The 12,067-nt window shown below is 39.8% G+C and carries 13 protein-coding genes; 11 read left to right on the plus strand and 2 right to left on the minus strand.

Annotated features, from left to right (window positions below; genetic code table 11):
* The first annotated feature begins 53 nt into the window (after positions 1-53).
* The 3 genes from DXB39_RS01645 to trxA all read left to right on the plus strand — a co-directional run bounded on the left by DXB39_RS01645 (position 54) and on the right by trxA (position 3,205).
* Complete coding sequence (locus DXB39_RS01645; protein ID WP_022243254.1) at positions 54-1,208, plus strand: phosphopentomutase; 1,155 nt, start codon at positions 54-56, stop codon at positions 1,206-1,208.
* Positions 1,209-1,219: 11 nt separating this feature from the next.
* Positions 1,220-2,809: a peptide chain release factor 3 gene (locus DXB39_RS01650; protein WP_117841143.1), complete on the plus strand. Its 1,590-nt coding sequence runs from the start codon at positions 1,220-1,222 to the stop codon at positions 2,807-2,809.
* A gap of 84 nt (positions 2,810-2,893) precedes the next feature.
* Positions 2,894-3,205 (plus strand): thioredoxin, encoded by a 312-nt coding sequence (gene trxA, locus DXB39_RS01655; protein ID WP_022243252.1) that lies wholly within the window; start codon positions 2,894-2,896, stop codon positions 3,203-3,205.
* 139 nt (positions 3,206-3,344) lie between these two features.
* On the opposite strand, the gene DXB39_RS01660 is transcribed toward trxA, so the two are convergent.
* Entirely contained in the window at positions 3,345-3,701 is a 357-nt protein-coding gene (locus tag DXB39_RS01660) for a helix-turn-helix domain-containing protein (protein ID WP_022243251.1), read from the minus strand.
* Between the two features lie 184 nt (positions 3,702-3,885).
* Here DXB39_RS01660 and DXB39_RS01665 point away from each other — a divergent pair, with 184 nt between their 5' ends.
* From DXB39_RS01665 to xerD, 7 genes are all read left to right on the plus strand, one after another.
* The gene (locus tag DXB39_RS01665; RefSeq protein ID WP_022243250.1) at positions 3,886-4,092 is read left to right on the plus strand and encodes a helix-turn-helix transcriptional regulator; all 207 of its coding nucleotides are present in this window, start codon (positions 3,886-3,888) and stop codon (positions 4,090-4,092) included.
* A gap of 299 nt (positions 4,093-4,391) precedes the next feature.
* Positions 4,392-5,480 carry a recombinase RecA gene (gene recA / locus DXB39_RS01670; RefSeq protein WP_022243249.1) on the plus strand — a complete coding sequence of 363 codons (1,089 nt, stop codon included), beginning with the start codon at positions 4,392-4,394 and terminating at the stop codon, positions 5,478-5,480.
* A complete protein-coding gene (locus DXB39_RS01675) occupies positions 5,480-6,097 on the plus strand; it encodes a regulatory protein RecX (protein WP_117841142.1) in 618 nt (205 codons plus the stop codon). Before recA ends, DXB39_RS01675 begins: the two co-directional genes overlap by 1 nt.
* Before the next feature lie 126 nt (positions 6,098-6,223).
* Entirely contained in the window at positions 6,224-7,744 is a 1,521-nt protein-coding gene (gene rny / locus DXB39_RS01680; RefSeq protein WP_416390266.1) for a ribonuclease Y, read from the plus strand.
* Between the two features lie 144 nt (positions 7,745-7,888).
* Positions 7,889-8,458: an NUDIX hydrolase gene (locus DXB39_RS01685; protein ID WP_117841141.1), complete on the plus strand. Its 570-nt coding sequence runs from the start codon at positions 7,889-7,891 to the stop codon at positions 8,456-8,458.
* 22 nt (positions 8,459-8,480) lie between these two features.
* Positions 8,481-9,056, plus strand: a complete 576-nt coding sequence (locus DXB39_RS01690) for a stage II sporulation protein M (RefSeq protein ID WP_117698727.1) — start codon at positions 8,481-8,483, stop codon at positions 9,054-9,056.
* Positions 9,057-9,257: 201 nt separating this feature from the next.
* Positions 9,258-10,142 carry a site-specific tyrosine recombinase XerD gene (gene xerD, locus DXB39_RS01695; protein WP_117841140.1) on the plus strand — a complete coding sequence of 295 codons (885 nt, stop codon included), beginning with the start codon at positions 9,258-9,260 and terminating at the stop codon, positions 10,140-10,142.
* 155 nt (positions 10,143-10,297) lie between these two features.
* Here the strand turns inward: xerD and DXB39_RS01700 are convergent, their stop codons facing one another.
* Positions 10,298-11,329, minus strand: coding sequence for a 3-deoxy-7-phosphoheptulonate synthase (locus DXB39_RS01700; protein ID WP_117698729.1), 1,032 nt, complete (start codon positions 11,327-11,329; stop codon positions 10,298-10,300).
* A 204-nt stretch (positions 11,330-11,533) separates the two neighbouring features.
* Between DXB39_RS01700 and DXB39_RS01705 the strand changes: the two genes are divergently transcribed.
* Entirely contained in the window at positions 11,534-12,052 is a 519-nt protein-coding gene (locus DXB39_RS01705; RefSeq protein ID WP_117698590.1) for a MarR family winged helix-turn-helix transcriptional regulator, read from the plus strand.
* Positions 12,053-12,067 lie beyond the last annotated feature (15 nt).

Consider the following 12,067-nt stretch of genomic DNA (forward strand, 5'->3'; position numbering starts at 1 on the left):
ATAATAGCATAAGAAAAAGAAACGACAGAACCATGAGAAGAGAGGGAATACCTATGAAGAGAGTATTTTTAATTGTATTAGACAGCGTTGGAATCGGAGAAATGCCGGATGCGGCAGAGTATCATGATGAAGGAAGCAATACCTTACTTGCAGCTTCACGAAGTCCATATTTTTCCATGCCAAATATGCGCTCACTGGGCTATTTTAATATTGACGGAGTCCACATTGGAGGAAAAGAAGCAAATCCGAAAGGTGCATTTGCCAGACTGACAGAGGTGTCCAAAGGAAAAGATACCACCATCGGACACTGGGAGATTGCAGGCGTGATATCCAGTCATCCACTGCCAACATTTCCAAATGGATTTCCACAGGAAATCATAGAAGAATTTGAGCAGAAAACCGGACGCGGGGTACTTTGCAACCGTCCATATTCCGGCACGGATGTTATCCGGGATTATGGAAAAGAGCATATGGAAACTGGAAAACTGATTGTATACACATCAGCAGATTCTGTTTTTCAGGTGGCAGCCCATGAAGAGGTAGTGCCGATTGAAGAACTGTACCGGGATTGCCAGATTGCAAGAAATATGCTGACTGGGAAAAACGGAGTGGGAAGAGTCATCGCAAGACCGTTTATCGGAGAACCGGGGAATTTTACCCGTACTGCAGGAAGACATGACTTTTCCTTAGAACCGCCGGCAGTTACCATGTTAGATCAGCTGACGGAAAGTGGGAAAACAGTGCTGTCTGTTGGAAAAATCATAGATATTTTTGCAGAACGCGGAATTACAGATTTTGTACGAACAAACGGAAATGATGATGGAATTGACAAAACATCAGCCTATATGGACAAAGATTTTACTGGATTATGTTTTACAAATTTGGTAGACTATGATATGTTGTATGGACATAGGAATGATGTAGATGGTTATGCAAAAGCACTGACACACTTTGATGAGCGGCTGCCGGAGCTTTTGGCAAAGTTACGGGAGGATGATATTTTAATGATTACAGCCGACCACGGATGTGATCCGAGTACACCTTCTACTGACCATTCCAGAGAGTATACACCACTTCTTATGTATGGAGCGCATATTACTCCGGGTAAGAACTATGGCACAAGAGGCAGCTTTGCAGACATTGCCGCAACCATATTATCTTACTTCGACATAAAGCAAAAATGTGCGGGTGAGCCGCTGGAATTATAGGAGGTCCCATTTTGGCTGATTTTAGAAAAGAGATAGAGAAACGAAGAACATTTGCGATTATTTCCCATCCGGATGCCGGTAAGACAACCCTGACAGAGAAATTTCTTCTGTATGGAGGAGCTATTAACCTGGCAGGTTCTGTAAAAGGAAAAGCAACTGCAAGACATGCAGTTTCCGACTGGATGGAAATAGAGAAGGAGAGAGGTATTTCCGTTACTTCTTCTGTATTGCAGTTTAATTATGGTGGATATTGCATCAATATTCTGGATACACCGGGACATCAGGACTTCTCGGAAGATACCTATCGTACCCTGATGGCTGCTGATTCTGCAGTTATGGTAATCGATGGTTCAAAAGGTGTAGAGGCACAGACCAGAAAACTGTTTAAAGTCTGTGTAATGCGTCACATTCCGATTTTTACATTTATCAATAAAATGGATCGTGATGCTAATGATACCTTTGATTTATTAGATGAAATCGAAAAAGAACTTGGCATTGCTACCTGTCCGGTTAACTGGCCGATTGGCTCCGGAAAGAATTTTAAGGGAGTTTATGACCGGAATACGAAAAAAGTCATGCTGTTCTCTGATACCTTGAAGGGAACCAAGGAAGGTGAAGAAAAAGATTTTGATATTAATGATCCGGCATTGACAACAGAAATCGGGCAGGAATACCGGGATAAATTGGATGAAGAAATTGAATTGTTAGATGGTGCAAGTGCAGAATTCGATATGGAACTTGTGTCCAGGGGAGAACTGTCACCGGTATTCTTTGGTTCTGCTTTAACGAACTTTGGTGTAGAAACTTTCTTAAAGCATTTCCTTTCCATGACTACATCACCGCTTCCGAGAAATTCGGACAAGGGGCTGATTGATCCGTTTGGTTCCGATTTCTCTGCTTTTGTCTTTAAAATCCAGGCAAATATGAATAAGAATCATCGTGACCGTATTGCATTTATGCGAATCTGTTCCGGAAAGTTTGAAGCCGGCATGGAAGTAAAACATATCCAGGGTGGAAAAACAATCCGTCTTTCCCAGCCGCAGCAGTTGATGGCACAGGAGAGAAAGATTATAGATGAAGCATATGCCGGAGATATTATCGGAGTCTTTGACCCGGGTATCTTTTCAATCGGTGATACTTTAACCACTGCGAAAGACAACTTCGAATTCGAAGGAATACCGACTTTTGCACCGGAGCATTTTGCAAGGGTACGTCAGGTAGATACCATGAAGAGAAAACAGTTCGTCAAAGGTGTCATGCAGATCGCACAGGAGGGCGCAATCCAGATTTTCCAGGAATATCAGGGTGGTATGGAAGAGATTATCGTAGGCGTAGTAGGTGTACTGCAGTTTGATGTATTAAAATACCGTCTGGAAAATGAATACAATGTGGAAATCCGCTTGGAGAAGCTTCCATATGAGCATATCCGCTGGATTGAAAATAAAGATATTGATATGGACAAGCTTACCGGAACTTCCGATATGAAGAAAATCCGTGACCTTAAGGGCAATCCATTGCTGTTATTTGTCAATGCATGGAGTGTCGGCATGACTCTTGACCGGAATGATGGTCTGGTATTATCGGAATTCGGTAAAAATTAAGCGGGTATAAACAAAATTAAGAAGAGACATACTTAAAAAAGAAAAAATAGAAGCTTTTCTATAAAAGTAAAGGAGGATAACGAAATGGTAGTAAAGATTACAAATGACAATTTTGAAGAAGAAGTATTAAAGTCAGATAAACCGGTACTTTTGGATTTCTGGGCAGACTGGTGCGGTCCGTGTAAAATGATGTCTCCGGTTGTAGAAGAACTGGCGGATGAATTAGAGGGACAGGTAAAGGTTGGAAAAGTGAATGTGGATGAAGAAGCAGCACTGGCTTTAAAATATCAGATTATGAGCATTCCGACCCTGGTTGTAATGAAAAAAGGTGTTTTTGAGGGAAAGAGCATCGGTGTGCAGGATAAAGACGAAGTATTAAGGCTTTTAGCTTTATGATTGTAGCTGATAAGAAAATCCGGATGGTATATCTTAATATACTGTCCGGATTTTATCATACAATTTTTATAGATGCGTAATAAATGCCTGATTCATATTGCTATAAAAATATATCATTGCATATAAAAAAATATAGAAGTTATTTTTCAGCAAGTTTCTGTTCTAACTGACCGATGATGCGTCCTTTGTCCATCGGGGAAAGTTTATGGAAAAGCTGGAGCAGTAAATGTTCATCCGGGTCGGATGGGAAAGCATGATATTCTGATTCTTCTGCAATCTGAAGGTTGGAAGCCGGCTGGTATTCACCGGTCAGAAGATAGTATACATCAACATCTAAAAATTCACTTATTTTTACAATTTTATCAGAAGAAGGATTTGTACCCTTGGATTTCCAGCTGCTGATAGCAGCGGGAGAGATTCCGGTGTATTCCGATAATTCTTTTTGTGAAAGCTTCTTTTCCCGTAATAATGCAAAGATACGTTGGCTGATTGTCATAGTGTACTCCTTTATCAGGTATTAAATAATATTATATAGAAAATAAAAAATAAGAATAAAATACGCAAATATGAATTGACAAATTCATATTTATGAATTATAATGTAATTTGTGAAATTATTTTCATATTATACATCATTTTTTAAATAAACACAAATGATAAAGCAGAAAAGGGGAGACTTTTATGGCAAAGACAAAACGGCAGATTACTCCAATGGGGAAAGAAATAAAGCGCAGGCTGGTAGAACTTGAGATGAGTCAGGAAGAACTTGCAACATCGGTTGGGTGCAGTCCGCAGTATATCAATCATATCATTTATGGAGAACGGTCTGGTGAGAAGTACTTAGAACAGATTTTCCTGATTCTTGGTATGGATGAATATCATGATTAAAAAGATGGAACGATTGCCAGAGGTTTCCATTGTTTATAGAAAATTAATTTGTAATCGGAATCTTATTATGTTAAGATAAGGATACCTTTCCATGAGAGACTTCAGAAAGAAGTCTTTTTTCTTTACATGAGAATATTTACAGTCTATAAAATATTTGGCTATTCTGCCGGGTATACCCACTTTACAGAATGTATAGGGACAGAAAAAAATATTTTCTAAAAATGCAGTTGACATTTGGAAGAAAGTATACTACTATAATATTAGAAAACGAACATAAGTTCGCATGAAGGAGAATTGACATGGCGAGAGATGTAAAAGATACGAGAAGAGACAGCAGTAAAGAAGATAAATTAAAGGCACTGGATGCTGCTATATCCCAGATTGAGAAGCAGTACGGAAAAGGTTCTGTTATGAAACTGGGGGATGAGAGCAACCGGATGAATGTGGAGACTGTTCCGACAGGAGCATTAAGTCTTGATATTGCTTTGGGATTAGGCGGACTTCCTAAGGGAAGAATTATTGAGATATATGGACCGGAGTCCAGTGGTAAGACGACCGTTGCCCTGCATGCAGTCGCTGAGGTACAGAAGCGTGGAGGAATTGCCGGATTTATTGATGCTGAGCATGCATTAGACCCGGCATATGCGAAGAATATCGGAGTAGATATTGATAATCTTTATATTTCACAGCCGGATAACGGAGAACAGGCACTTGAGATTACAGAGACTATGGTCAGATCCGGTGCAGTAGATATTGTAATCGTAGACTCTGTTGCAGCACTGGTGCCAAAGGCAGAGATTGATGGTGATATGGGAGATTCCCATGTGGGCTTACAGGCAAGATTGATGTCACAGGCACTTCGTAAGCTGACTGCAGCAATCAACCGTTCCAACTGTATTGTAATCTTTATTAACCAGTTGCGTGAAAAGGTTGGAGTTATGTTTGGTAATCCGGAGACAACAACCGGTGGCCGTGCATTGAAATTCTATTCTTCCGTACGTCTTGATGTACGTCGAATTGAATCCTTAAAACAGGGTGGAGAAATTGTCGGTAACCGTACTCGTATTAAAGTAGTGAAGAATAAAGTGGCACCGCCATTTAAGGAGGCTGAATTTGATATTATGTTCGGAGAAGGAATTTCAAAAGAAGGAGATATCCTTGATCTGGCTTCTGAACTTGGTATTGTAAATAAGTCCGGTGCATGGTATGCATATAATGGAGATAAGATTGGCCAGGGTCGTGAAAATGCCAAGACTTATCTGAAAGAGAATCCACAGGTCTGCCAGGAAATCGAAGAAAAAGTAAGAGCTCATTATGCAGTGGATAAGAGTGAAGAAGAAACAGAGACTCCAGCTGCAAACGGACCGGAAGTTCTTGATGCAGAGTAATGGACAGAATTGTTTCGGGGATAACAGTATATAAGAAAAACAAATATAAGGTGTGTATGGATGATGGTACACACCTTGTATTATATAAAGGTGAGGTGCGCCGCTACAGATTACAGGAAGGGCAGACCGTAGACGAGGCACTGTATCAGGAACTCTTTTATGAAGTAGTAGGTAAGCGGGTGAAAAAACGGGCACTTGCACTTTTAGAGAAGATGGACCGGACAGAACAGGGGCTTTACCGGAAACTGGCTGAGAGTGAATATCCGGAAGAACTGATTCTTGATGCCATAGAGTATGTGAAGAAATATCATTATATTGATGACATGCGCTATGCAAGAAATTATATCAGTTACCGACAGGGCAGTAAGAGCCGCCGCCGGCTACAGCAGGAACTGATGCAGAAGGGAGTTCCCAAAGAAATTACAGAGCAGGCCTTAGAAGAAATCTATGAAAATAATGATACAGAAAAAATTGCTGAAATATTAAAAAAGAGACATTATAATCCGGAGCAGCCGGATGCAAAGGAAATGCAGAAACAGTATGGATATCTGATGCGGAGAGGATATAAAAGTGAAGACATTTTACGTGTAATGAAATGTCCGGACTACTTGACATAATATTAGAAAAAGTATAAAATTTATTTATTGTTATTTATGACAGATGAATGAATATTTATGTTATATGAACAATGAAAATTGAATAAAGGAGGTGCTCCTGTGCAGGCAGTAATTATAGCTGTTGTAATTACATTTATTGTCACATGTGCTATCACCTGGTTTGTTGCAAATGCATACCAGAAAAAGCAGACTGCTTCAAAGATTGGCAGTGCAGAAGATAAAGCCCGTGAGATAATAGATGAAGCTGTGAAGACCGCTGAGACGAAGAAGAGAGAATCTTTGCTTGAGATTAAAGAAGAGTCGATTCGTACGAAGAACGAATTGGACAAGGAAATCAAGGAAAGAAGAAACGAAATTCAGAGAAACGAGCGCAGAGTGGAACAGAAGGAATCCAATCTGGATAAGAAACTGGAAGCCATTGAGAAGCGCGAAGCAGGTTTTGCAGCAAAAGAAGAAGAGCTGAACAAACAGAAAGCTGAAATTACAAAGCTTCATGAAGAGCGTGTACGGGAACTAGAAAGAATCTCAGGACTTACCTCCGACCAGGCAAAAGAATATCTATTAAAAACTGTTGAAGAAGATGTAAAGCTTGATACTGCAAAATTAATCAAAGAGATGGAGCATCAGGCAAAAGAAGAAGCTGGAAAGAAGGCAAAAGAATATGTGGTTACTGCAATTCAGAAATGTGCTGCAGACCATGTGTCAGAGACAACCATCTCTGTAGTACAGCTTCCGAATGATGAGATGAAGGGAAGAATTATCGGACGTGAAGGAAGAAATATCCGTACGTTAGAGACGCTGACTGGTGTAGATTTAATTATCGATGATACACCGGAAGCAGTTATCCTTTCCGGATTTGATCCAATACGAAGGGAAGTTGCTCGTATTGCATTAGAGAAATTGATTGTAGACGGACGAATTCATCCGGCTAGAATTGAAGAAATGGTAGAGAAAGCGCAAAAAGAAGTTGAGACCATGATTCGTGAAGAGGGTGAAGCTGCTACTTTAGAAGTAGGTGTACATGGCATTCATCCGGAACTTGTGAAATTATTAGGCCGAATGAAATTCAGAACCAGTTATGGTCAGAATGCATTAAAGCATTCTATAGAAGTAGCACAGCTTTGTGGCTTACTTGCGGCTGAAGTTGGTGTAGACGTAAGATTGGCAAAACGTGCAGGACTCCTGCATGATATTGGTAAATCAGTAGACCACGAAGTAGAAGGTTCACATATTCAGATTGGTGTGGATTTATGTAGAAAATATAAAGAATCTCCGCTTATTATCAATGCGGTAGAGGCACACCATGGCGACGTAGAGCCAGAGTCATTGATTGCTTGTCTGGTACAGGCAGCCGATACAATTAGCGCAGCAAGACCAGGTGCAAGACGCGAGACAATGGAAACATATTCCAACAGATTAAAGCAGTTAGAAGATATTACAAATGAATTTAAAGGTGTAGATAAATCTTTTGCAATTCAGGCGGGTAGAGAGATTCGTGTAATGGTAGTTCCTGAACAGATAAGTGATGCTGAAATGGTATTACTTGCCCGTGATATTTCAAAGCAGATTGAATCTGAATTAGAATATCCAGGTCAGATTAAGGTAAACGTAATTCGTGAATCACGTGTAGTTGATTACGCAAAATAAGCAGGAAATAAGTGTCCGAAGAGTGAAAGCTTTTTGGACACTTATTTTTTTACTTTACAGGAAATTGCATTCCTGCAAAGTAAAAAAGCTCTACGAGAAAAAACAAGTAATGAGGAATAATCTGTAAGAAAAAAGGAGAATACAATGGAACAGGATCATCAGGAAGAAAAAAGAATCAGAAGAGTTAACAGGGAGTTAAAATATCAGGGCGCAATCGTGGATGTTTATTCAGACACCATCGAGACACCGGATGGAAATATTGCATACTGGGATTATGTGGAACACAGAAAAGGAGCTGCGGCAGTTGTGCCGGTTACACCGGAGGGCAAAATCTTAATGGTACGCCAGTATCGGAATGCATTAGACCGTTATACTATTGAATTGCCGGCAGGATGCAGAGATTCCCTGACAGAGGATACGAAAATAAGTGCCATGCGGGAATTAGAGGAAGAGACAGGCTTTCAGTGCGGTCATATCGAAAAGATGCTTTCTTTAAAGACGACCGTAGCTTTCTGTAATGAGTTTATTGATGTATATCTGGCAACGGATTTAAAACCGGGAAAACAGCATCTTGATCCAGAAGAATTTATTGAAGTAAGGGCATATGACCCGGAAGAATTATTGGAAAAAATTTATGCCGGAATAATCCAGGACAGTAAAACCGTAGCTGGTATCTTGGCATATTGTTACCGTTACCGGAATAATATGAAATAAGAAAATTAAGACAAGTGAATACATGGAAAGAGTATCGGGGATAAGAAGAGAAAAGCATCTTCATCTGTTAGAGGTGTTATTTTTAGGCTGTTTTGTGATTGGCATTATAGCTGCTAATTTGTATGGAAGAAGCCGTCTGCAGCAATATGGCATATTAAATGATTATTTCATACAGCAGTTAAAATATATTACGATAGAAAAACATGATTATTTTATTTATGTACTATCAGCAAGAGTGCCGGTTGTCCTTACATTAATCTTCTTTGGAATGACACCGTGGTACCGGGTTGTGAATAGTATATTTCTGATATGGAGCGGCTTTTCTTTTGGTTTCCTGTGCGTGATGGCAATCAGCAATATTGGCGCAGGTGCCATCTGGCTTATGATGATTGCGTTATGCCCACAATTTATTTTCTATGTGTCCGGATACCTGCTGTTATTAAAGTTAGAAGAAAAGTACCAGTGCGGAAAGGAACATGGAAAGCTTGGGGAATGGATCCTTTTGTGGGGGATTATATTATTATTGTTCTTTATCGGATTCTTAACAGAGGCATATCTGAATCCAGGTATGGTGCACTTCGTGTTGAAAAAAATATAAAAAATTTTACAAAATTTTTACAACATATTGTGGGTAGAAAAATAGAAATAAGATACATGTGGTAGATTTATGTAAATCAGCAAAAAACAGACGAAAATATGAATTGCTTTTCCAAATTAGAATCATTATAATAGGGACTGTACTTGCCTTTTGGAAAAGAATAGAAGGGCATGAGAGAAAAAGAGTTAGGTGGTTACAGTTATGACACAGGAAATAGATGCTTTTATGAAGTATCTTCAGGAAGTAAAGAAAATATCGAAAAATACAGCGGTTTCTTATGAGACGGATTTGCGCAAAATGAAGGAATTTCTGTATTCTGAAGGTGTGCTTTCTGTGGAGGATGTCAGACAGGAACACTTAAAAATATATATGGAAAAGCAGGAGCAGGAAGGAAAGAAACCGGCAACGATTTCCAGAGGACTTGCATCCATGAAAGCCTTTTTTCAGTATCTTATGGTACAGAATTATGTAAACCAAAATGTGACGGATGGATTAAAGGCACCCAAGATAGAGAAGAAAGCTCCGGTTATTCTTTCTATGGAAGAAACCAGCCGGCTTTTAGACCAGCCAAACGGAAATACACCGAAGGAATTAAGGGACCATGCGATGTTAGAATTGCTTTATGCGACGGGAATCCGTGTCTCTGAATTGATTTCTTTGAAGTTAAGCGATATGAATTTGAAACTGGAATATATTACCTGCAAAGATGCTCATAAAGAAAGAATTATTCCTTTTGGAGAAGTAGCAAAAGAGGCTCTGCAGCATTATCTGGAAGAGGGAAGATCATATTTTGTCAGTGAAGAGGGCAGTGAATATCTTTTCACCAACTGTTCCGGCAAAGAAATGAGCCGTCAGGGTTTCTGGAAATTAATCAAAGCCTATGGAAAGAAAGCCGGAATTGAGACAGAAATAACACCGCATATGCTGCGTCATTCTTTTGCAGCTCATTTGGTAAGCAATGGGGCAGATTTGAAAGCGGTTCAGGAAATGTTAGGACATGCAGATATTTCTACCACGCAAATCTATGCACAGATGAAACAGAGCAGAATCCGTGAAGTATATGCCAAGGCACATCCGAGAGGATAAAGAAGAAACTACGGGAAACACGCTTTGCGAGTTTCTTACTACTTGCATAAATAGAAAAAGGGGGCAGTCATTTCTTAAAAAATGGCTGCCCCTTTTTTTACTTTACAGGAAATTGCTTTCCTGTAAAGTAAAAAACGCTCCTGTAGATGAAATTATTATTTATTCATTTCTGCAATGTCATAGATAAGACGAGCGGAATCTTCCCAGCCTAAGCATGGGTCAGTAATGGATTTACCATAGATGTGTTCGCCGATTTTCTGATTGCCCGGTTCAATGTAGCTTTCAATCATAACACCCTTAATCATCTTGTGAATTTCAGGGGAGAGCTGGCGGTTATGCATCACTTCTTTGACGATACGAATCTGCTCGAAGTATTTTTTATTGGAGTTAGAGTGGTTTGCATCTACGATAGCAGCTGGATTCTTAAGGTCACGTTCATTATACATTTCAATCAGACGCATAATATCTTCGTAGTGGTAGTTCTGTGTGCTGTTACCATGTTTGCTTACAGCACCACGGAGAACAACGTGAGTTAAGTCGTTACCAGGAGTCTCTACTTCATATCCGCGATATACGAAATGATGTGGATGCTGGGCAGCATATACGGAATTGAGCATAACGGAGAAGTCACCACTGGTCGGGTTCTTCATTCCGGATGCAACATCAAACCCACTGACTACAAGACGATGCTGCTGGTCTTCTACAGAACGTGCACCGATAGCAACGTAGGAGAGCAGGTCGTCAATGTAACTCCAGTTTTCCGGATAAAGCATTTCGTCGGCAGGGGTCAGACCACTTTCTTCAATGGTACGGATGTGCAGCTTACGCATTGCAATCAGTCCGGCAACCATATCAGGAGCTTTCTCAGGGTCAGGCTGGGTAGCAATACCTTTATAGCCTTCGCCGGTTGTTCTTGGTTTGTTTGTGTAGACACGAGGGATAATAATCAGACGGTCTTTGACATCTTCTGCAATTTTGGTCAGGCGGCTGACGTAGTCGCAGACAGGTTCTTCGCTGTCAGCGGAACAAGGTCCGATGATAACTAAGAAACGGTCATCTTCGCCGGTTAAGACTTTGCGAATTGCAGCATCCCGTTCTTTTTTTATCTGTGCCAGTTTCTCCGGAAGAGGATACTCTTTTTTGATTTCTTCCGGACTTGGTAATTGGTTTAAAAAATTAAAACTCATATTTTTAGTCTCCTTTAGTAAAAAAAACTTGCTTTTTTTATATTATAAGATTCGTTTTTAACTGTCAATGATATGATTTAATAATAATTTTATACTTTTTTAATTGACCTATTTTAATCATGGTGCTATTATTGTTTTCACATGTTAATAGTTAACAATGTTAAATAAATAGAAAATATAAAATGTAAAGAAAGGGAGGTGAAAATGATGCAGGGTTGTGGAAATGAAATATTTTCCATATTTAATCGTTTTCATCGTTTGAAAATCTCATCCATTCTGCCGGGGGTCTCATCCGTGGAAATGGGAACCTTAAAGACCATCGAGCATTGCCGCAAAGAAAAAGAGATGGCTACCAAAGAGACAGATGCCAAAGAGCCGGATAGCAAATCGATAGATGCAAAGGTTACGGTATCGGAAGTGGTACGTTATATGCGTGTGGCAGCACCGGCGGTGTCCCGGACACTTCGTTCCCTGGAAGAGAAAAATTATGTCGAACGTATGGTGTGTGAGGGTGACCGGCGGAATGTTTATGTGAGAGTAACTGAGGAAGGAAAAGAGGTTTTAAATGAATGCAACCGGATTTTGAGTGAATTATTAAAGTCGGTTACGGAGAAAATGGGAGAAGAAGATATGAACCGGCTGATTGGCTATCTGAATAAATTAGAGCAGACAGCAGAGCTTGAGATTGAAAAGAGAAGACAGTTGAAACAGCAATTAAAATAGAAATATTTTATAAAT

The sequence above is a fragment of the Roseburia sp. OM03-7AC genome (genome assembly GCF_003462625.1).
Lineage (GTDB): Bacteria > Bacillota > Clostridia > Lachnospirales > Lachnospiraceae > Roseburia_C > Roseburia_C amylophila.